We start from the raw sequence: 21,187 nt of genomic DNA, 5'->3' as shown, positions 1-21,187 counted from the left end.
GTTTAATAGAATTGATGAAGCAGCAGAAGGGTGACACTCACGGTAATCGCTCCGCCGATTCTGGTCGACACTTGGGCGAACGGCATAAGCTCAAGCCGTTCAGCGGCGCTCAAGATCGCGACGTCGCCGGTGCCGCCCTGGCCGGAATGGCAGGCATTAATAATTGCCGTCTCAATCGGATACAGATTCATCCATTTTCCGGTCAGAAAACCGACGGCCATCATCGTGACGACGATTGATAAAATGGTAATGATGTTGCTGATCGTAAACGCCGCAATCAGCTTGTCCCACGGTGTCATTGAAACGCCGATCGCAAATAAGAGCGGATAGGTCACGGCTGTCGAGAAAAAGCGCGAGACGCCGAAGGCTCCGTTTTCAATCGAAGCCGGCGCCAGCCTGAACAGCTTAATGAGAACGGCAAGGACGAGCATCACGACAGGAGCCGGAAGCTGAAAGAAATCATGCGCCAGCATGCCGACCAAATAGAGGGAAACCGCTAAAATACCGCCCGAAGCGAAAAAGGACAAATCAAACGTTTTATCATTGGCCGGCTGTTCCAATGCGGGAGCGGAATGATCAGACTTATCAACCTTCCCGTTGCCCGTCCATTCCGGTTTGCGTTTCCCGATGACATTCAGCAAACCCGATAACATAATGGCGCACAGGCTGCCGAGCATGATGGACGGCAGCACAAGCGCAAAGGCGTCTCCCTGGGACATCGGCATAATATCGGAGTAGCCGATGGATAAAGGAATCGCGCCTTCACCGACACCCCCCGCCATAATCGGAACGACAATATAAAGCAGCGTGTGCTGAAAGCCGAGCCCGAGCAGCGTCCCGACGCATAAGCCGACGATGGCGGCCGCGATCGAGCCGGCGATCAGCGGAATAAAAATCTTGACGAAAGCTTTGACGAGCGTCTCTCTTTTCATCCCGAGAATACTGCCGACGACGATACCGGCAATAAATAGATAGAGAAAGTTGGAGCTTTCCGTGAATTTTGTTGTTGAAGTAATAATGTCTTTCGGAAGCAGGTGGTAGTAGACGACAGCGGATGGAATAAAGGTTGCGAGAATCGCAGGGCCGCCGATGGACCGCACGATCGGAATGGATTTTCCGATCTGGCCGAAGGTAAATCCGAAAAAACTCATGACGGCAATTGATGTCAGAATGTCGCTTTTTACATCACGGCTCATGACAAACACCGTAATAAGCAAAAAAAGCAGGATATAAATAGGAAGAGGAATAATGCCGATTCTTATATTCATTGCTCTGGCAAACCAGTTATCAGTCCGTTCCTGTTTTTGGATTGAATCCGTTTGCAATTTTGGTTGAAGTTCTCCCATGCTTGTTCCCCCAGTCGTTATGTAGTGAAAAAATATCCCCATTTAAAGTATACTAAAAAATTTAAATTGTTCATATATTATGAATTTACTAGAGGACATGTTTTCTTCACATGTTCTTTCTCAAAATGGCGATTTGGCGGGCTTTTTCACCGAGAAAAGCATTTTGTTCGCCACACGAATAAAAAAGAGGTACGATATCAAAGGGACAAATATCCTAGGTGCTGACATAAAATCTCTACAAATCCGACAATAATCGGTCACAATTTCAGCCTTATTTTAGGTATATTGATCTTTTTTTTTAGGCTGAATCGTTGTAAAGTAATGATATTGAATCATTTCTATGACAGCTGCTGTCCCCCAGGGTGTACAGGCTGATATTTCAATAGTTTTGACGAATTTGTGAAACATTGAGCAAATATATCATTTTTTGTGAAATACCGAGCAATGATTTCGCTATGTTTGTGAAATGTTGAGCAATTTACCAGATTGGAGGAAAAACATCATGAGTGAGTTGGTATTAGCCCGCATTCAATTTGCATCTACAACATTGTTTCACTTCTTGTTTGTGCCTTTGTCTATCGGGCTTGTGTTTATGGTTGCTTTGATGGAGACGCTTTATGTTGTCAAAAAACAAGAGACCTATCTCAAAATGGCTAAATTTTGGGGGCATCTCTTTTTAATTAACTTCGCTGTCGGCGTTGTCACAGGGATTCTTCAGGAATTCCAGTTCGGATTGAACTGGTCTGATTATTCCCGTTTTGTCGGAGACGTATTTGGAGCTCCGCTTGCGGTTGAAGCGCTTTTGGCGTTTTTTATGGAGTCTATTTTTATCGGATTATGGATTTTCGGCTGGGACCGTTTATCTAAAAAAGTGCATTTGCTTTGCATTTGGCTTGTGTCCTTCGGAACGATTATGTCATCTTTCTGGATTTTGACGGCAAACTCATTCATGCAGGAGCCGGTCGGCTTTGCGATTAAAAACGGCCGCGCGGAAATGAATGATTTCGGGGCGCTTTTGACAAACCCTCAGCTTTGGGTTGAATTCCCTCACGTCATTTTCGGGGCGCTTGCGACGGGTGCTTTCTTTATCGCCGGTGTCAGCGCATTTAAATTATTGAAGAAAAAAGAAGTGCCTTTCTTCCATAAATCTTTCAAGCTTTCGATGATTGTCGGTCTGATCGCCGGTATCGGCGTTGCGTTCAGCGGACATATGCAGGCTGAGCATTTAATGGAATCTCAGCCGATGAAAATGGCTGCCAGTGAAGCGCTTTGGGATGACAGCGGTGATCCTGCCGCGTGGACGGCTTTTGCAAATATTGATACGAATAAAGAAAAAAACACATCAGAAATTTCAATTCCTTACGCACTCAGCTACTTGGCTTACCAGAAGTTCAGCGGCAGTGTGAAAGGGATGAAAACACTTCAAAAAGAATACGAAAAAACGTACGGAAAAGGCGACTATATCCCGCCTGTTAAAACGACGTTCTGGAGTTTCCGCATTATGGCGGGAGCGGGCGCGGTTATGATTTTTGCCGCGATTGCCGGCTTTATTCTGAACCGCCGCAAAAAGCTTCATACGAGCAAGTGGTATTTACGGGGCATGATCGCACTGATCGCATTTCCATTCATTGCGAACTCTGCCGGTTGGATTATGACTGAAATCGGCCGCCAGCCGTGGACGGTCATGGGACAATTGACGACCGCACAATCCGTTTCTCCTAACGTAACGACGGGATCTCTGCTGTTTTCAATTATCAGCTTCGGCGTCATGTACTTGATTTTAGGCGCGCTGCTTGTTTTCCTATTCGTTCGTGAAATTAAAAAAGGTGCGGACCATGATGATCATAAGGATGTTCCTGTATCAACGGATCCGTTCAGTCAGGAGGTCTACCATGGGGTCACTTCATGATCTTTGGTTTATACTCGTTTCAGTTTTGTTTGTCGGATTTTTCTTTTTAGAGGGTTTTGATTTCGGTGTCGGCATTTCGACCCGATTTCTTGGCCATAATGAATTAGAACGCAGAGTGCTGGTTAACACCATCGGCCCGTTCTGGGATGCGAATGAGGTGTGGCTTATCACAGGTACGGGAGCGATCTTCGCGGCATTCCCGAACTGGTATGCGACGATGCTGAGCGGATATTACATTCCGTTTATCATCATTCTTCTTGCCTTGATGGGGCGCGGCGTGGCATTTGAATTCCGCGGCCAAGTGAATAATCTGAAATGGGTCAAAACATGGGACTGGGTGATTTTCTTCGGCAGCCTTATCCCGCCATTTGTATTCGGACTTATTTTCACAAGCTTGTTCCGCGGTGTGCCGATTGACGGTCATATGAACATTCACGCAGGTTTTTCAGATATTGTGAACGTGTATTCCGTTCTTGGCGGAGCAGCCGTCACCCTTCTTTCATTCCTGCACGGTTTAATGTTTATCACCCTGCGCACGATCGGTGATTTACAAGAGCGTGCGAGAAAAATGGCAAAACGCGTAATCGGTGTTATCTTTCTTGTTTTACTTGCTTTCTTTGCGATGTCTGCATACGATACGGATATGTTTACACGCCGGGCAAACATCACGATTCCGGTATTCGTGCTGATTGTCATCTGCAACGTTCTTGCCGTTGTGTTCATGAGCAAGAAAAAAGACGGCTGGGCATTCGGTATGACCGGCGCGGGTCTTGCTTTGACAGTTGCGATGATTTTTATCTCTCTGTTCCCGCGCGTCATGGTCAGCTCGCTGACAAGCGCGTATGACTTAACAGTAGCTAACGCGTCTTCCGGTGATTATTCACTTAAGGTCATGACAATTGTCGCACTGACTCTGCTGCCGTTTGTCATCGGCAGTCAGATCTGGAGCTATTATGTCTTCCGGAAACGCGTCAGCCATAAGGAGCCTATGACTTATTAATGGGAAAAGACCTGTTTCTTTATAAAGGAATGAAGCGGATTCTTGCGATCATTACGGGATTAACGATTATACAAACGGCCGCCATCATCTTGCAGGCGGAATGGCTGAGCCAGGCGGTAACCGGATTATTTAACGGGAAGCGGATTGCTTCTCTTTATCCGGTTATCGGCTTTTTCCTGCTTGCGTTTTTGGTCCGGCATGCGGTGACAACGGTCCGGCAGAAAATCGTGTACCAATATGCCGCGCAAACCGGCGCAGACTTAAGAAAAAGATTTCTTGAGCAATTGTTCCGTCTTGGCCCCCGCTTTGCGAAAAAAGAGGGGACAGGCCGGATGGTGACGCTGGCGATGGAAGGCATCAGCCAGTTCCGCCGTTATTTAGAGCTGTTTCTGCCGAAAATGGTCAGCATGGCGATTGTGCCGGCGGCCGTTGTTATTTACGTGTTTTTTCAGGATAAAACATCGGCATTGATTTTGATTCTTGCGCTTCCGATTTTGATTGTATTTATGATTCTGCTCGGACTTGTGGCACAGAAAAAAGCCGATCGCCAATGGAAGTCCTATCAGACGCTTTCCAATCATTTCGTGGATTCGCTCCGCGGACTGGAGACATTGCGGTTTTTAGGATTAAGCAAATCACACAGTAAAAACATCTTTCATGTCAGTGAGAGATACCGCAAGGCGACGATGAGCACGCTCCGGGTCGCGTTTTTATCATCATTCGCTCTGGATTTCTTTACGATGCTGTCGGTGGCGACAGTGGCGGTGTTTCTCGGCTTGCGGCTGATAGACGGACAAATTCTGCTCGGGCCGGCATTGACCGCGCTCATTCTCGCGCCTGAATATTTTCTCCCGGTCCGCGAAGTGGGGAATGATTACCACGCGACGTTAAACGGGCAGGAGGCGGGGAAAACCATTCAAGCGATTTTGGCGCAGCCCGGTTTTAAAGAAGAAAAGCCGCTCGAACTTGATACGTGGACTGACGGGGATGAATTACAGCTTACGCGTTTGTCCGTCCGGGAATCGATGTCTGAATTTCATCTGTCCTTCAAAGGGAAGAAGAAAATCGGAATTATCGGGGAAAGCGGTGCGGGAAAATCGACACTCATTGATGTGCTGGGCGGCTTTTTAGAGCCTGCGTCCGGTGAGATCAAGGTAAACGGTGAATCCCGCTCGCATCTGCAGTCGGACGGCTGGCAGAAGCAGCTGCTTTATATTCCGCAGCACCCGTACATTTTTGATGACACGCTTTTGAATAATATCCGGTTTTATCATCCTGATGCTTCCCGTGAGGAAACGGCGCAGGCCGCTGCTTCGGCGGGTCTTGCTGAACTGATCCGTGATCTGCCCGGCGGTCTTGACGGCCGGATCGGCGAGGGCGGACGGGCGCTCAGCGGAGGACAGGCTCAGCGTGTCGCGCTGGCCAGAGCCTTTTTAGGAAACCGGCCGATTCTCCTTTTGGATGAGCCGACCGCTCACCTTGATATTGAAACAGAATATGAAATAAAAGAAACGATGAAAGACCTGTTTGAAAATAAGCTTGTTTTTCTGGCCACTCACCGTCTTCACTGGATGCTTGAGATGGACGAAATTATCGTGCTTGATGACGGCGCGGTGGCGGAAATCGGCACCCACGACGAATTGATGGCGAAACAAGGCGTATACGCCAAACTTGTAAAGGCACAACTGGGGGAAAGAACATGAGAAAAGAAGAATGGATTCTGCCGTATATGAAGCAAAATGCCCGTTTGTTTGTTCTTGTGATTTTTTTAGGCGCGGTGACGATTTTTTCGGCGGCCTTTCTCATGTTCACTTCCGGTTTTTTGATCTCTAAGTCGGCGACCAAGCCTGAGAATATCCTGCTGGTGTACGTTCCGATTGTGGCCGTGCGCACCTTCGGGATTGCCCGTTCAGTCTCACGGTACGCCGAGCGTCTGACGGGGCACCATATCATTTTGAAAATCGTGTCCGACATGCGGGTGCGGCTTTACAATATGCTGGAGCCGGCCTCGCTCATGCTTTCATCCCGTTTTCGGACGGGCGACATGCTCGGCATTTTGGCTGAGGATATTGAGCATTTGCAGGATGCGTTTTTAAAAACGATTTTCCCGGCGGTTTCCGCTTTGCTGCTGTATGCGGCCTCCGTTATCGGACTCGGCTTTTTTTCCTGGCCGTTTGCCGCTTTTGCGGCGATTTACCTGTTTATATTGGTTGTATTGTTCCCGGTTGTGTCGCTTCTTGTGACGAGAGCGAAAAACATGAGGCTGAAAAGCGGCCGGAATACGCTCTACAGCCGGCTGACAGATGCCGTGCTCGGCGTGAGCGACTGGATGTTCTCGGGACGCCAGGCGGCCTTTATTTCCTCTTATGAAGAGAAAGAGAAGGCGTGGTTTGACCTTGAAAGCAAACGTCAGCGGTTTACGAGATGGCGTGATCTCGCCGCGCAATGTCTTGTCGGCGGCTTCATATTGATCATGCTGTTCTGGACGGCGGGTCAGTATGCGGACGGCAGCATCGCCAACACGATGATCGCGGCCTTTGTGCTTGTCGTATTTCCATTGACGGATGCGTTTCTGCCCCTTTCGGATGCGCTGACGGAAGTGCCTTCTTATCAGGATTCCATCAAAAGAATGAGTAAGGCAGCTCCGGAGCTGCGAAGTGGTGAGGTGAAGCAGACAGATGAGAAACTGGATGTATCGGATGTGACACTTACATTTGATAACGTGACGTTTTCTTATGATCAGCACAGTCATGTGCTTGACCGTTTTTCCTTCACTCTCCGCCAAGGTGAAAAAATGGCGCTGCTCGGCAGGAGCGGCTCCGGTAAGTCGACCTCTCTCGCTTTAATTGAAGGCGCCTTAGTTCCCGATTCGGGGAAAGTGATGCTGAACGGGCTGGAAACTGCGGCCGTGCAGGAGCAGATTTCCTCAGCGGTGGCCGTTTTGAATCAGAAACCTCATCTCTTTAACACGAGCATTATGAACAATATCCGGCTCGGAAACGGCAAGGCGAGTGATGAAGATGTTAAGCGTGCGGCGCGGCAAGTGAAGCTGCATGATTATATTGAATCATTGCCTGACGGATATGAAACGTCTGTGCAGGAGACGGGGATTCGTTTCTCAGGCGGGGAACGGCAGCGGATCGCGCTTGCCCGTATTCTTCTCCAAGACACGCCGGTCATTATCCTTGATGAACCGACGGTCGGCCTTGATGCGGTCACTGAACGCGAATTGCTTGATACGATTTTTGATGTCTTTAAAGAGAAAACGATCCTCTGGATTACACACCATTTAGCGGGTGTGGAAACAGCTGATAAAATCGTCTTTTTAGAAAATGGAAAAGCAGAAATGGAAGGAACCCATCAAGAGCTGCTTGCAGAAAACGAACGGTATCGGAAGCTTTACCGTCTTGATGTTCCGATCAGAACATAAACAGCCGCAAACGAGCGGCTGTTTTTTTGTGCGGTTTAAAATCTCTTCTTGTTTGGAATATAAATAGGAGACAGAAGAGGAGGTACAGAGATGAATATAATGGATTGGACGGAACAGGATGTGAAAGATACGCTGCCGAAGCGGGAGGCAGACAGCCATAAGGGGACGTTCGGGACGGCGTTATTGCTGGCCGGGAGCGATGACATGCCGGGAGCCGCCCTTCTGGCCGGATTGGGCGCGATGAGAAGCGGTGTCGGCAAGCTCGTCATCGGTACATCGGCAGGCGTCATCCCGCTTATCGTCCCGGTGCTGCCGGAAGCGACGTACTGGCGTGACGGCTGGAAAAAAGCCGCGGCGGGCCAGCCCGGGGAAACCATCCGGGCCGCTGCCATCGGGCCGGGCCTTCCTCAAAATGACGAAGTGCAGCAGGCGGCTGATCAGCTGCTTTCTGCCGATTATCCCGTCATACTGGACGCGGGCGCCATTACGAAAAGAACCTATCCAAAGAGGAAAGCCCCTGTGATCTTGACGCCTCATCCCGGCGAATTTTCCAGAATGACAGGCCTTCCGATTCAAGAGATTCAGCAGAACAGAGCGGGATATGCCGCGGAATGGGCGGAGCGGCTTCACGCCACGATTGTCCTGAAAGGAAACGAAACCATTATCGCTTTTCCCGACGGGGAATGCCGCAGAAATACAACCGGAAACGGCGCGCTTGCAAAAGGGGGGACCGGCGACACGCTGACGGGAATGATTCTCGGCATGCTGTGCTGTCATCAAGACCCCAAACATGCCGTATTGAACGCCGTCCGCCTTCACGGCGAATGTGCGGAATTATGGACGAAAGAGCGCTCCGCCCATACCTTGTTGGCGCACGAACTTTCTGAACTGCTGCCGCGTGTATGGAAGGAATATGAATAAAGAAAAGGCGTCTTCATAGGGAAGGCGCCTCTTGTTGTTTCACCCTTGATTTCATCAGGACATAATACAGCAGCGACGGAACGGCCAGGCCGATGACCCAGGCAATGTCGCCTCCTCCGAATATTTCAGCGAGCGGCCCGATGTAAAAGGATGTATTGATGAACGGGATTTCTAATATAATCGACAAAACGAAGGCGGCCGCTGTAATCCAATTGACCCTGCCATATTGTCCGTTGACGTCAAACATCGATTTGACGTGGTATTTTCCGCGTCGGATAAAATAGTAATCCACGAGGTTGATCGCCGTCCATGGAATTAAGAAATAACTGATGAAAAAGATGAAATTTAAAAACAGTTCCATGAAATTGCTTTGGCCCAAGAGACTTAATACAGTACCCGCTGCCGTCACACAAAGGATCATTACCACTCTCGTTTTCGGCGTCACCTTCAGTTTTAAAAACGGCTCCAAAGTAGTCGTCGTTGACATAAAGGCTCCGTATAAATTAAAGACGTTGATCGCCATTTGTCCGAACAGGACAATGATCAGCATAATAAAGGAAAACGGACCGAACAATCGGACAATCTCATTTCCCGCATTAGCGGTAAATTCCGGGAGCGCCGTCGTCAAAATGGCGCCGAGAAGCATCATCCAGATGGAACTGACTGACGTACCTGCGTAGCTGTACCAAAAGGTATGCGATGCCGGTGTTTTGACCGGCAGATAACGGGAATAATCTGCGACATACGGTGCATATGCCAGCTGCCATGTGGCCACCGCGCTGACCGCCACTAGAAAAACAGGCAGGTCTAATGAGCCGGGCACCCAGCTTCCTGAAGGAATCGGCAGTTGAAAAATAAGAATCGTTGCAGCAAAAAAAACGGCAAAGGAGGTCCAAGAGAGGATTTTCTGCATTTTGTGAATCAGATCATGACCGTAGATCGTGAGTAAAAAACAGATGGCGCTTAAGCCGATAATACACCATGAAGCCGGAATCGGTACAAAGCTGCTCAGTGTACCGGCTGCGAGAATCGTACTGCTCGCAAAGAAGCCCAGGTAGATAAACATGACCAAAAAGAGGGGCAGAATCGCTCCGATCACGCCGAATTGCGCGCGGCTTTGAATCATTTGCGGAATTCCGAGCTGAGGTCCTTGTGCGGAATGAGACGCCATAAAGATTGCGCCGATAAAGGTCCCGATAATAATGGCGGCGATACTCCAAAAGAGATCGAGTCCCATTGTAACGGGCAGTGTGCCTGTGACTAACGTCGTAATATGCATATTAGCCCCGAACCAGACGGGGAATAAATCTTTAGCCTTTCCGTGTCTTTCGTCATGCGGAATATGTTCAATCGTTCGCCTTTCTACTTTCAATAGATAATCTCCTCCGTATGTTCTTCTTTAACATAAAGACATAGCTTAACAGATTGACCTGCCGTTTACAAATTCCAGCATGCAGGAAAAACATTGTAAAGCCTCGCTGACAGCCGTTCAAAAGTTTTTTTGAAAAACGGTACAAACACTGCCGCCAAAACGATTTGCCAGAGTTTAAAAGGCATGGATATGCTTACGGACTAATATGTATTAAGGAGAAATGTGTCAATCTTTTGACGAATAGAGCCATTATTCGTTAAGCTGAAAGAATAGTTTACTTTGTGTAAATTTCATAAATGAAAAGGGGATTGATGATATGTGTACAAGTCTTACATTGAAAACGACAGACGGTAATCACCTATTGGCGCGAACGATGGATTTTGCATTTCAGCTCGGTACGGACGTCGTGCTTTACCCTCGTCAGTACAGCTGGAAAAGCGAAGCTGACGGCAGGATGCATAAGACGAAATACGCATTTATCGGCATGGGGAGAAATCTCGGCAATGTTCTGTTTGCCGACGGCGTAAATGAAAAAGGGCTGTCGTGTGCGACGCTGTATTTTCCGGGCTTTGCGGGATACGAGAAAGCGGAACGGGAGGGCACCTGTCACATCGCTCCTCATGAGTTTGTCACCTGGGCCTTATCAAACTGTGAATCTCTTGAAGACATAAAGGAAAAGCTCTCAATGCTGACGATTGTAGAGAAGAAGTTAATGTTATTGGATACGGTGCTGCCTCTTCATTGGATTTTATCAGACCGCACGGGCGGCTGCATTGTCATCGAGCCGACACCGGAGGGAATGAAAGTATATGACAACAAACCCGGAGTGATGACCAACAGTCCGGAATTTCCTTGGCATGTGACCAATCTGCGCCATTATATCGGAATCAGGCCGCAGCAGTCAGAAAGCAAAACATTGGGCGGAATGACATTAACCGCTTTCGGCCAAGGATCTGGAACGATCGGGCTTCCCGGTGATTACACGCCGCCATCCCGATTCATCAGAGCCGCTTATCTGAAAGAGCATTTAGAGCCTGCCGCTCATGAAACGGATGGCGTTATGGCCGCTTTTCACGTGCTGTCCAATGTGAATATTCCAAAAGGCGCGGTGATCACAGAGGAGAATGAAATTGATTATACGCAGTATACGTCGGTCATGTGCTGTGACACCGGGAACTACTACTTTCATCTGTACGACAACCGGCAGATTCACAAAGTAAGTCTATTCCATGAAGATCTTGAACGTCCGGAGCCGAAAGTATTTGCGGCCGCGGCGGAGCAGAATATACAGGAGCTGAATTAGCTCAAAAAAAAACAGGACGCGATTGTCCTGTTTTTTTTATTTAATACGGATCAGACGGATGGCTTTCCTGTTCAGCCTGTTTTGCGGCTTGTGCCGTATCTGTAGTGCCGATCGGCCCGCCGCTGTTGCTTTCGGAGGCTTTTTTCAGCCCTTCCGCAACACGTTTTCCGTAGTCCGGATCTGCTTTTGTGAAATTCTCAATCATTTGATCCTGAATGTCTTTCCGGCAGGAAGAAAGCGTATTGACCAAGTTTGTGATCAATTCGTTCCGTTCAAATTCCGAAAATCTGCGGTACGTTTCACCGGCTTGGCCGAAATTATTCGACCGGTCGATCGCTTCCCGCTTCACATCGCCTTCGACATGAGGTGTATGGTCTTTCCCACCCTGCTTTGCTTCGTTGAGTCCTCCCATAATGGACGGCTCATAGTTGACGTGCGGGTTTTGTCCTTCTGCCCGATCGACCCGATACTGCATTTGCCCGCCTTCCTGGTTGGTGGCGACATGCTTTTTCGGCGAGTTGATCGGAAGCTGCAGGTAATTTGCGCCGACCCGGTACCGCTGGGTATCTGAATAGGCGAATGTCCGCCCCTGAAGTAATTTGTCATCTGAAAAATCAAGGCCGTCCACAAGCACGCCCGTTCCGAATGAGGCCTGTTCCACCTCGGCATGGTAGTTTTCCGGGTTTTTATTCAGAACCAATTTACCGATCGGCTTCCACGGGAAATCGTCTTTATACCACAGCTTGGTCGGATCAAGCGGATCAAAATCCAGCTCGGGGTGTTCGTCATCAGTCATGATTTGCGCATACACTTCCCATTCAGGGTAATCGCCTTTTTCAATCGCTTCATACAAATCCTGTGTCGCATGGTTAAAGTTTTTCCCCTGAATCTCTTCCGCTTCCTTCTGTGTCAGGTTGCGGATGCCCTGTTTCGGTTCAAAGTGATATTTGACGAGCACGGCTTTTCCTTCTTCATTGACCCATTTGTAGGCATGGACGCCTGAGCCCTGCATCTGCCGGTAGTTGGCCGGGATGCCCCACGGCGAAAACAAGAAAGTGATCATATGAGTCGCTTCCGGTGATTGGGAAATGAAGTCGAAAATACGCTCGCCGTCCTGAATGTTCGTAACCGGATCAGGCTGAAATGCGTGCACAAGATCCGGAAACTTCAGCGGATCACGGATAAAAAAGATTTTCAGGTTGTTGCCGACCAGATCCCAGTTGCCGTCTTCGGTATAAAGCTTAACGGCAAAACCCCGGGGATCACGCAATGTTTCGGGGGAATGCTTTCCGTGGTTGACGGTAGAAAACCGCACAAACGCCGGAGTTTTCGTTCCTTTCTTTTGAAACACTTTCGCTCTTGTGTATGTAGAAATCTCCTCGTCTCCAAAACTTCCGTACGCCTCAAAGTATCCGTGTGCCCCGGCGCCGCGCGCATGAACGACGCGCTCGGGAATCCGTTCGCGGTCAAAGTGGCTGATTTTCTCCAAAAAATCATAATTCTCCAATGTCGTCGGTCCTCTATTGCCGACTGTCCTGACATTCTGGTTGTCAGTGACCGGATGGCCCTGCCGGTTTGTCAGCGTGTCTTCTGACTCGCCTTTACCGGTCGTCTTACTGGAAAGCGTTTCTTCGCTGTTTTTGTTATTTTCCATTGTTGAACCCTCCTTTTTGAACGGTAACAATATGCCCAGCAGAGCCGTTTCTTAAAACCGATTTTTAAAAGAAGCAGTTATTCCGCGATCGGCGTCAAGGACCCGCCGTTCCATATTTCGCCCTTGTTCAGCGTCCAGCTGTTTTGATAAAGGCTTTGCGCGCCTTGATTGGCCGCCGGACTTAATTGTTCGTCCCATGTCAAAAAGTACGTTGTCTCGGGATACTTTTGCCTGATCGCATTGATAAAAGCAGCATAATCAAAGCTTCCGATATTGCCGGACGGACCGGTTTCGGCAAAGGCAAACGGTTTTTTCAGAGACAGCATTTCATCATAGCCTGATATCGCATACGGATCAGTGAAGTAAGCGTCCAGACCGGTAATATCCACATAAGATGAGCCTGGGTAGAAGTCTGTTTTAAAGTCTCTGTTGGCATCCGGCGAATACACCCACAAAAGGTTATCCAATTCTCTTGTCTCTGTCATATAGCGGTATATCTTCTTGTAAAGCTCTTTGTACAGCGAGATTCTTTCATTGTCTTTTTGGTTGTAGCCTGTCAGCCCCCACCAGAACCACTCGCCGTTCATTTCATGCAACGGTCTGAACAGAACGGTGACGCCTTGATTTTTCAGCTGAGTAAGGCCGTCGGCGATTTTGCTGAGCAGCGCCTCCAGCCGTTTTCCTTCAACAGTTGAAGGGTCCAGGATGTTTTTGTACTGGCTGTTTGAGATGGCCGTTTTATAGTTTCCGGATGGAAAAGCCGGATTTGCGAGATGCAGGCTGACCTGAGGGAGCCCGCCGCTTTTCCAGTATGAGATTAAGCTGCTGTTGCAGCTGTAATCGATAGAATCGGTGATATTCGCTGTTTCAAGCCACCCTCTCCCATAGTCACAGCCGTAGATGGCGGGAGACTGTCCCGTCGCGTTTTTTAAACGGTTTTCCTCTGTCATTGAAAAAGTGACATCGCTGTACCCGCCGAACGCCCCGGACATGACCCTGTTTTCTGAACGGTTGGGCAGGTGCGCCAGCCAGTTCATGATATCTTTTGTCGTCTGCTGGGCATTTGGGTTGACGGGATAAACGGTGTGAGCCGATATCGGACTGGCGGCTCCTAAGAGTAATAAAACGATAGACAGGCAGACAGCTAACTTTTTGAGCATAAAAAAGACCTCCTGATTTTTAGGGTGATGAAGGATGTGAAACGATAACCTCACAATCTCCTTCTATAACAAAATCTCCGGAATCCGCCGGCACGATAAAGTGATCGCCTTTGTGAATGGGGCATCCATCCAGTTCTCCGCGTCCTTTAATGACGCTTGCAAGTAAATACCGGCCGGGTGCGGGGAATGATGCTTTCCCGCTCACATCCCAATGATAAACTGAAAAGAAAGAAGTTTCGGCGAGTATCGTAATAAGAGCATCTCCGATCCGATGCTTTGTGCTTTTTACATTTTCATCGATATGCGGAATGTCTGTTACGTCAATTGCTTTCTGAAGATGAAGCTCGCGTTTATTCCCGTTCCCATCCGTCCGGTCATAGTCGTAAAGCCGGTAGGTGGCATCAGAGCTTTGCTGGATTTCAAGAACGAGCGTACCTCCGCATAAAGCGTGCAGTGTGCCGCTCGGGACATAGAAAAAGTCGCCGGGCTTAATGGGGATGCGGCGGAGCAGGTGATCCCACTCGTTTTGTTCAATGAGCCGAACGAAGTCTTCTTTCGTTTGGGCGCGGTGCCCTAAAATGAGCTCCGCGTCTTTTTTGCAGTCCAACACGTACCAGCATTCCGTTTTTCCGAGTTCTCCGTTTTCATGCCGATGTGCATATGCGTCATCCGGATGCACCTGTACGGATAAGTCCATATTTGCGTCAAGAATTTTTGTGAGCAGGGGAAAGGCGTCTTCTTTCGGATGTCCGAACAGGTCAGGGTGTTCATTCCAGAGACGGTGTAATGATGTTCCGGAAAAAGGCCCGTTCCGCACAATGGAAGTACCGTGCGGATGAGCTGAAATCGCCCAGCACTCTCCCGTCCGCTCAGAAGGAATCTCATACCCGAATGTATCGCGCAGCTTCGTCCCGCCCCATAATCTTTCTTTAAAAACCGGTTCCAAAAATAAGAGCTTCGTCATTTTCCCGCCTCCCGGTTTGCCGCTTCTAAGGCCTGCTCCGCCAATACGAGCGAACCGGCCGCGCCGGAGTGAATCCCTAATTGAGGGGGAACGATGTATTTTTCAATATCGGGCAGATCAATATATTGATTCAGCCGCTTTTTCACGTGCTGACGGATAGAAGAGAACAGCTGATGCTGTTTCATAACACCCCCGCCGAGGATGATTTTTTCCGGCGAAAGTATGAGAATATACTGCACAAGAGCTTCGGCAATATAATAGGCCTCAAGCTCCCACACTTCCTGCTGATCCGTGAGCAGAAATGCTTTTTTCCCCCAGCGTTTCTCTATGGCGGGGCCTGCCGCGAGGCCTTCCAGACAATCTGTATGGTAAGGACAATTGCCCTTGTATCCGTCGTCCGGATGTCTTCTGACATAAATGTGGCCCATTTCAGGATGAGACAGCCCTTGAACAAATCTGCCGTTCATGATGGCGCCCGCGCCGATGCCTGTGCCGACCGTCAAATAGAGGCAGCTGTCCGTGTTTTTGGCCGCGCCGAAAGAAGCTTCTCCAAGCGCCGCCGCATTAACGTCGGTGGTGAAGCCTGCGGGAATATCCAGAGCGCTTTTGATCGTTTGAAGAATAGGGCAGTTCCGCCAGGCTGTCTTCGGCGTCGCGGTGATGCACCCGTATGTTTGACTGTCGGGACGGATATCAATCGGCCCGAATGACCCGATGCCGATGGCGTCTATCGGGAATTCTTTAAAGTAACGGATCACCTGACTGAGTGTGTCATCCGGTTCTCCCGTCGGAAACTCTGCTCTGTCCAGAATGGTGCCGTCTCTTTGTCCGGCGGCACAGACAAATTTCGTGCCGCCGGCTTCAATACCTCCAAGCATGGCCGTCCCTCCTCATCTGTTAAAATCCGTTTTGATCGGAAACGGATTTGAACCAGCGGCCGCTTTTTTTGACAGTCCGTTCGCCCCCGTTTTCCAGATTGACAGATACAAAGCCGTAGCGGTTTTTATAAGCGTTTGTCCAAGACCAGTTGTCCATGAAAGTCCACAGGTGATAGCCTTTTACATTTGAACCTTCTCCGATGGCCCGATGCACCCATTTCAGATGTTCCTGGATAAATTCAATCCTGTAATCATCCTGAATGATGCCGTTTTCATCGCGGAAGCGTTCCTCGCCTTCTACTCCCATGCCGTTCTCAGAAATAAAACACTCGATATTTCCGTAATGTTCTCTGAGATTGGTGAGAATGTCGTAGATTCCTTTTTCGTAAATTTCCCAACCGCGGTGAGGGTTCATTTTCCGGCCGGGCATGACATACGGATCGAAGAAACGCTCAGGCAGGAAAGGGGCATGCGGATTCGGAACATGTTCTTTTGCCTTAACGCGCCTAGGCTGGTAGTAGTTCACGCCTAACAGGTCGACCGTATGCTCCTGAATGAGGCGGAGATCTTCTTTCTCATAATGCGGCAGAAAGCCTTCCGCCTTGAGAATCTCGACAAGTTCCTCAGGAAATTCGCCCTTTACGGCGGGATCTAAAAATGAGCGGTTGAAAAAGGCGTCGGCAATCCGGGACGCTTTCAGATCTTCAGGATGTGAGCTTCTCGGATAAGAAGGCGTCAGATTCAGAATGATTCCGATTTGTCCGTCCTGTTTCAATTCTCTGTAGGCTTTGACAGCCCTTGCATTCGACAGCAGGGTATGGAAGCCGGCCTGCACCGCTTCTTGAAAATTAACATGATTCGGGTAGTGAAAGTCGTATAAGTAGCCGCCTTCAATCGGCACAATCGGCTCGTTGTGAGTGAACCATTTTTTCACCTTGTCACCGAATAGCGAAAAGCAGGTTTTGGCGTAATGTTCAAACGCGTCAACGGTGTCCCGGCTGACCCAGCCTCCCTTACGCTGAAGGGCAAGCGGCATGTCAAAGTGAAACAAATTGACAAACGGCTCAATATGATGGGCAAGCATTTCATCGATGACGTCCTGATAAAACGCGACCGCTTTCTGATTGACCTCGCCAGTTCCGTCCGGAATCAATCTTGACCAGGAAATAGACAGCCGGAAGGAGTTGTGGCCGATTTCTTTCATCAGCCGGATATCCTCCTTGTATTGATCGTAAAAACGTGACGTGTCGCCGGGACCGACGCCGTTAAAAAAACGGCTCGGCTCTTTTTCATACCAGTAATCCCATATGTTTTGGCTTTTTCCGTCTCTGTCGGCGGCGCCTTCTGTTTGGGTGGCGGAGGCGGAAGACCCCCACCAGAATCCTTCCGGAAAACGATATTGAATATTTGATTCAGTCAATTGATTTCTCTCCCTTACTGCGATTTTGATTACATACTCATGCTGTCATCCCGGGCATGCTGCTCGGTCTCAGCTTCTTTTTCCTTTGCCATGTTTAATTTGTCCAGCGCTTTAAGAAACGGGAGCCAGATGACAAACACAATACAGAGGTTGACCAGCTGCATAATGCCGCCCATGACGGAATTGGTCGCCATAATCCCGTTAATGAATAGGGGGACGGTCCAAGGCACGGTCACGCCGGTAGGAGGGGGCACGATCCCCGCCGACATGGCCAGGTAGGTGACAAGTGTGACAACCATCGGCGCGATCACCCACGGAATGATAATGATCGGGTTCATCACGATCGGCAAACCGAAAATAACCGGCTCATTGACATTGAAAATGCCTGGCGCGAGACCGAGTTTGGATATCTGTTTCATCTGTTTGCTTTTCATAAAAAGCAAGATGGCGATCACTATGGCCAATGTCATTCCGGTTCCGCCCATTCCGACGGTGTAAATCTCCATAAACGGCTTAGAAATAATATGGGGAATCTCTTTTCCCGCTGTATACGCAGCCAAATTTTCGACCTGTAATGTATTCCAAATCGGGTCCATCACGGAATTGATAATGATTTGTCCGTGAAGTCCGAAAAACCATAAAATCTGGATAAAGAAAACAGCGATTAATGTAGGAATGATGCCGCTTCCAAGTCCGACAAGCGGGGCTTGAACCGTATGATAAATGACATCATGCAGATTGGTGTGAAAGATCTGGGTGACAGCCGCATTGATCAAGAGGAAGACGGTAAGTGTGATAAAAGCCGGAATCAATGCGGCGAACGATTTAGCAACAGCCGGAGGAACACCGGCAGGCATCTTAATTGTTAAGTTTCTCTGGACGATTCTTCTGTAGATTTCACCTGACAAAAACGCGGTAATCATGCCGAGAAACATCCCTTTTGCTCCAAGCCGGTCAACCGGAATGACGCCTGCGATCGCTTTGCCCGTTTCCGGCTCTAAGACGAACGGGGTGAGCAGCAGAAAAGAAACCAATGCGATCGCTCCGCCGAATACGGCCTCCACTTCGTAGCTTTTGGAAAGGTAATAGCCGATCCCGAAGACGACAAAAATGGACATAATCCCCATCGTCGCCGTCGAAGCGCCGCCAAATCCGGATTGAAAGACAGACAGTGCGGAGCTGCTCATGATTTTGTTTAAAAACGGCAGGTTCGTCAGCACGACGAACACCGAACCGAAAATGGTCAGCGGAAACGCCAGCATAAAAGCATCCCGTAAGACTTGCAAGTAGCGGTTATTGTTTAATTTGCCAGCGATCGGAATAAGGAATTGGCTGATTTTCTCAAACACGTCTTCACCCCCGGCTTTCTATAAATTTTTCGATTGAAATAAGTCGAGCATTTCTTTAACGAGCTCTTTCATTGAAAGCGCTGACATTAAGTGGTCTTCAGCATGCATAAAAAGCAGAGAGACATCCGTCTTGGCGCCGCCGGCTTCTTTTTGAATCATCTGAAAATGGATGTCATGCGCTTTCCCCAGTTCTTCTTCAGCCTTTGTCAGAAAGGTGCCTGACTCATCTGGCCGGCCGTCTTTATATGCGCGTATAGATTGAATAATATTGCTGCGGGCATTGCCGCTGTGAAGAATCAGCTGAAAACTGATCTGTTCATCCGTGTACGTTTCCATGCTTATCGCCTCCTTTATTTGTTCTCTATCAAGGCAACGGCCTGTTCGTATGCTTTTTTGCCGTCCCCCATGCCGTATGCCATCATATCAATCACATCAACGGTGATGTGAAGCGGGTCCGCCTCTTTCTGAAGCTCACCTTTTAAAAAACTCATCTGCGGGCCGATAAGTACGACGTCTGCATCTTTCATCGCTTCTTTTGCTTTATCCTGTCCGACTGCCCAAATCTCGGCTTCCTCACCGATGGAGCGGGCGTAATTCTGCATTTTCGTGACAAGAAGGCTGGTGGACATGCCTGAGCTGCAGGCTAATAAAATTCTTTTCATGAGGAATCCCTTCTTTCGTAAAGTTAAAACGTTTTCATGAATATTATAATCTTTTGAATTTAAATGTCTATACTTTTAAAATATAAAAGTTTTACATTTCGGATTTTTGACACAAAAAAACCTTTTAAGATTCAACTTAAAAGGTTTTTCATCTCAAGCGAGCCATAACAGCCATAAATAGAGTCCGATCAGGGTGATAAATAACGTCGGAATGGTTAATATCAGACCTGTCTTGAAATACATTCCCCAGGAAATTTTCACGTTTTTCCGGCTCAGCACGTGGAGCCATAACAATGTCGCCAGCGATCCGATCGGCGTAATTTTCGGCCCGAGGTCCGAACCGATAACATTCGCGTAAATCAATGCTTCTCTCATCAGCCCGTGAGTGCCCGTTCCGCTGATGGCTATGGCGTCAATCATCACCGTCGGCAGGTTATTCATAACGGAGGAGAGGATCGCAGCGATAAACCCCATTCCGAGTGTGCCCGCAAACAAACCGTGATCCGCCGCTTTCTGAATAAGCTGAGAAAGAAGATCCGTCAGTCCGGCATTCCGCAAGCTGTACACGACAACATACATGCCGACAGAAAAAAACACGATGGCCCACGGGGCGTCCTTGATGACTTGTTTCGCAGGGACGGCGGGGCTTCGCTGCGCCAGAATGAGAAAAATGACCGCGATGGAGCCGGCAACGAAGGAAACGGGTATCGACAGCAGTTCGCTGACGAAATATCCGATCAATAAAACGGCCAGCACAGCCCACGATATCCGGAAAAGGCGTTCATCCTTAATCGCGGATGCCGGATGTTTCACAAGACCGGTGTCATACCGTTTCGGAATGTTTTTTCTGAAATAGAGATACAGCACCAAAATGCTTGCCGCCAGAGAAAAAAGGTTGGGCACCAGCATGCGTGATGCATATTCAATGTACCCGATATGAAAGTAATCGGCGGATACAATATTGACCAAATTGCTTACAACGAGCGGAAGCGAGGTGGTGTCGGCGATGAATCCTCCGGCGATAATAAACGGAAAAACCAGCTTTTCAGGTAAATTCAAAGCCCGCACCATCGCCAGTACGATCGGCGTCAAAATGAGCGCCGCTCCGTCATTGGCAAACAGGGCGGAGACAACAGCCCCTAAGACCGACACATAGAGAAACATCCGCAGCCCGCTGCCTTTGGCCGCCATGGCCATATGCAGCGCGGCCCACTCAAAAAAACCGATGCTGTCAAGAATTAATGAAATGATAATAATGGCGATAAAGGCAAGTGTCGCATTCCAGACGATTCCCGTCACTTCCGCGATATCGTGCAGGCTGACTGCTCCGGCGATCAAAGCGAGGACCGCTCCGCCGCAGGCAGACCAGCCGATTGATACATGTTTCGGCTGCCATATGACAAACACAAGTGTCAGCACAAAAATCAGCGCTGATAAAACCGCAACTCCCAAGAATATATCCCCCTTACCGGCATGTAACAGTGACTTCTTTTTGCCGCAATGTCTGTAAAACTTCGTCCTTTTCATCTATCTGCTGCAGAATCGAGCAAACCAGCGCGTATTCCGGACCGGACGGATGAAAGGCATAGTACCGCCACTGGCCCTCGCGTCTTTCCCGCACAAGGCCGGCGTTCTTTAATTTCCGCAAGTGCTGGCTGATGCCGGGCTGACTTATATCAAAAATAGCCGTCAGCTCGCAGACACAATATTCCTTATCCTCCAGAAGCTTCAGCATCAAAAGCCTCGTCCGGTCGCTTAGAAGCTTGAGGCACTGGCTGATCCCTTCGGAACTTAAAGCATGATGCCGCCGTTCCATGCG

General features: G+C 48.9%; 18 protein-coding genes. 6 read left to right on the top strand and 12 right to left on the bottom strand.

Going from position 1 to position 21,187, the window contains the following annotated elements; translation table 11 throughout:
- Nucleotides 1-2 precede the first annotated feature (2 nt).
- Nucleotides 3-1,346 carry a 2-hydroxycarboxylate transporter family protein gene (locus HWY38_RS04360; RefSeq protein ID WP_029325757.1) on the bottom strand — a complete coding sequence of 448 codons (1,344 nt, stop codon included), beginning with the start codon at nt 1,344-1,346 and terminating at the stop codon, nt 3-5.
- A 502-nt stretch (nt 1,347-1,848) separates the two neighbouring features.
- On the opposite strand from HWY38_RS04360, the gene HWY38_RS04355 reads away from it, so the two are divergent.
- The 5 genes from HWY38_RS04355 (at nt 1,849) to HWY38_RS04335 (ending at nt 8,606) form a co-directional block, all read left to right on the top strand.
- Complete coding sequence (locus HWY38_RS04355) at nt 1,849-3,255, top strand: cytochrome ubiquinol oxidase subunit I (RefSeq protein ID WP_224181332.1); 1,407 nt, start codon at nt 1,849-1,851, stop codon at nt 3,253-3,255.
- Nucleotides 3,239-4,255: a cytochrome d ubiquinol oxidase subunit II gene (cydB, locus tag HWY38_RS04350; protein ID WP_224181331.1), complete on the top strand. Its 1,017-nt coding sequence runs from the start codon at nt 3,239-3,241 to the stop codon at nt 4,253-4,255. Before HWY38_RS04355 ends, cydB begins: the two co-directional genes overlap by 17 nt.
- Nucleotides 4,255-5,958, top strand: coding sequence for a thiol reductant ABC exporter subunit CydD (gene cydD, locus HWY38_RS04345; protein WP_224181330.1), 1,704 nt, complete (start codon nt 4,255-4,257; stop codon nt 5,956-5,958). Before cydB ends, cydD begins: the two co-directional genes overlap by 1 nt.
- Complete coding sequence (cydC, locus tag HWY38_RS04340) at nt 5,955-7,685, top strand: thiol reductant ABC exporter subunit CydC (protein WP_224181329.1); 1,731 nt, start codon at nt 5,955-5,957, stop codon at nt 7,683-7,685. The genes cydD and cydC overlap by 4 nt, the downstream gene beginning before the upstream one ends.
- Before the next feature lie 90 nt (nt 7,686-7,775).
- Entirely contained in the window at nt 7,776-8,606 is an 831-nt protein-coding gene (locus tag HWY38_RS04335; RefSeq protein WP_224181328.1) for an NAD(P)H-hydrate dehydratase, read from the top strand.
- Between the two features lie 13 nt (nt 8,607-8,619).
- On the opposite strand, the gene HWY38_RS04330 is transcribed toward HWY38_RS04335, so the two are convergent.
- Nucleotides 8,620-9,978: a purine-cytosine permease family protein gene (locus HWY38_RS04330; protein ID WP_015240847.1), complete on the bottom strand. Its 1,359-nt coding sequence runs from the start codon at nt 9,976-9,978 to the stop codon at nt 8,620-8,622.
- 316 nt (nt 9,979-10,294) lie between these two features.
- On the opposite strand from HWY38_RS04330, the gene HWY38_RS04325 reads away from it, so the two are divergent.
- Complete coding sequence (locus tag HWY38_RS04325) at nt 10,295-11,281, top strand: choloylglycine hydrolase family protein (protein WP_224181327.1); 987 nt, start codon at nt 10,295-10,297, stop codon at nt 11,279-11,281.
- A 40-nt stretch (nt 11,282-11,321) separates the two neighbouring features.
- Here the strand turns inward: HWY38_RS04325 and katX are convergent, their stop codons facing one another.
- The 10 genes from katX to HWY38_RS04275 all read right to left on the bottom strand — a co-directional run bounded on the left by katX (nt 11,322) and on the right by HWY38_RS04275 (nt 21,184).
- Nucleotides 11,322-12,935: a catalase KatX gene (katX, locus tag HWY38_RS04320; RefSeq protein ID WP_224181326.1), complete on the bottom strand. Its 1,614-nt coding sequence runs from the start codon at nt 12,933-12,935 to the stop codon at nt 11,322-11,324.
- Between the two features lie 77 nt (nt 12,936-13,012).
- Nucleotides 13,013-14,095: a glycosyl hydrolase gene (locus HWY38_RS04315; RefSeq protein ID WP_224181325.1), complete on the bottom strand. Its 1,083-nt coding sequence runs from the start codon at nt 14,093-14,095 to the stop codon at nt 13,013-13,015.
- A 19-nt stretch (nt 14,096-14,114) separates the two neighbouring features.
- Complete coding sequence (gene manA / locus HWY38_RS04310) at nt 14,115-15,059, bottom strand: mannose-6-phosphate isomerase, class I (protein WP_224181324.1); 945 nt, start codon at nt 15,057-15,059, stop codon at nt 14,115-14,117.
- Complete coding sequence (locus tag HWY38_RS04305; RefSeq protein ID WP_224181323.1) at nt 15,056-15,937, bottom strand: ROK family protein; 882 nt, start codon at nt 15,935-15,937, stop codon at nt 15,056-15,058. The genes manA and HWY38_RS04305 overlap by 4 nt, the downstream gene beginning before the upstream one ends.
- 19 nt (nt 15,938-15,956) lie before the next feature.
- Complete coding sequence (locus HWY38_RS04300; RefSeq protein ID WP_224181322.1) at nt 15,957-17,357, bottom strand: glycoside hydrolase family 1 protein; 1,401 nt, start codon at nt 17,355-17,357, stop codon at nt 15,957-15,959.
- 29 nt (nt 17,358-17,386) lie between these two features.
- The gene (gene celB, locus HWY38_RS04295; protein ID WP_224181321.1) at nt 17,387-18,706 is read right to left on the bottom strand and encodes a PTS cellobiose transporter subunit IIC; all 1,320 of its coding nucleotides are present in this window, start codon (nt 18,704-18,706) and stop codon (nt 17,387-17,389) included.
- An 18-nt stretch (nt 18,707-18,724) separates the two neighbouring features.
- On the bottom strand, nt 18,725-19,042 hold the full coding sequence (locus HWY38_RS04290; protein ID WP_044802409.1) for a PTS lactose/cellobiose transporter subunit IIA: 318 nt from the start codon (nt 19,040-19,042) through the stop codon (nt 18,725-18,727).
- 14 nt (nt 19,043-19,056) lie between these two features.
- The gene (locus HWY38_RS04285; RefSeq protein WP_007614670.1) at nt 19,057-19,368 is read right to left on the bottom strand and encodes a PTS sugar transporter subunit IIB; all 312 of its coding nucleotides are present in this window, start codon (nt 19,366-19,368) and stop codon (nt 19,057-19,059) included.
- Between the two features lie 153 nt (nt 19,369-19,521).
- Nucleotides 19,522-20,820, bottom strand: coding sequence for an arsenic transporter (locus HWY38_RS04280; protein WP_224181320.1), 1,299 nt, complete (start codon nt 20,818-20,820; stop codon nt 19,522-19,524).
- 13 nt (nt 20,821-20,833) lie between these two features.
- Nucleotides 20,834-21,184: an ArsR/SmtB family transcription factor gene (locus HWY38_RS04275; protein ID WP_038460339.1), complete on the bottom strand. Its 351-nt coding sequence runs from the start codon at nt 21,182-21,184 to the stop codon at nt 20,834-20,836.
- Between the last annotated feature and the right edge of the window lie 3 nt (nt 21,185-21,187).

The organism is Bacillus sp. KS1, assembly GCF_020075515.1.
GTDB lineage: Bacteria > Bacillota > Bacilli > Bacillales > Bacillaceae > Bacillus > Bacillus velezensis.
This window is presented reverse-complemented; position numbering and strand designations above follow the sequence as displayed.

Coding starts and splice junctions, on each gene's coding strand:
- HWY38_RS04335 (WP_224181328.1), top strand. CDS start 7,776: ATGAATATAATGGATTGGACGGAACAGGATGTGAAAGATACGCTGCCG.
- manA (WP_224181324.1), bottom strand. CDS start 15,059: ATGACGAAGCTCTTATTTTTGGAACCGGTTTTTAAAGAAAGATTATGG.
- HWY38_RS04290 (WP_044802409.1), bottom strand. CDS start 19,042: ATGGAAACGTACACGGATGAACAGATCAGTTTTCAGCTGATTCTTCAC.
- HWY38_RS04360 (WP_029325757.1), bottom strand. CDS start 1,346: ATGGGAGAACTTCAACCAAAATTGCAAACGGATTCAATCCAAAAACAG.
- katX (WP_224181326.1), bottom strand. CDS start 12,935: ATGGAAAATAACAAAAACAGCGAAGAAACGCTTTCCAGTAAGACGACC.
- HWY38_RS04355 (WP_224181332.1), top strand. CDS start 1,849: ATGAGTGAGTTGGTATTAGCCCGCATTCAATTTGCATCTACAACATTG.
- HWY38_RS04315 (WP_224181325.1), bottom strand. CDS start 14,095: ATGCTCAAAAAGTTAGCTGTCTGCCTGTCTATCGTTTTATTACTCTTA.
- cydB (WP_224181331.1), top strand. CDS start 3,239: ATGGGGTCACTTCATGATCTTTGGTTTATACTCGTTTCAGTTTTGTTT.
- HWY38_RS04285 (WP_007614670.1), bottom strand. CDS start 19,368: ATGAAAAGAATTTTATTAGCCTGCAGCTCAGGCATGTCCACCAGCCTT.
- HWY38_RS04325 (WP_224181327.1), top strand. CDS start 10,295: ATGTGTACAAGTCTTACATTGAAAACGACAGACGGTAATCACCTATTG.
- HWY38_RS04275 (WP_038460339.1), bottom strand. CDS start 21,184: ATGGAACGGCGGCATCATGCTTTAAGTTCCGAAGGGATCAGCCAGTGC.
- cydC (WP_224181329.1), top strand. CDS start 5,955: ATGAGAAAAGAAGAATGGATTCTGCCGTATATGAAGCAAAATGCCCGT.
- HWY38_RS04305 (WP_224181323.1), bottom strand. CDS start 15,937: ATGCTTGGAGGTATTGAAGCCGGCGGCACGAAATTTGTCTGTGCCGCC.
- cydD (WP_224181330.1), top strand. CDS start 4,255: ATGGGAAAAGACCTGTTTCTTTATAAAGGAATGAAGCGGATTCTTGCG.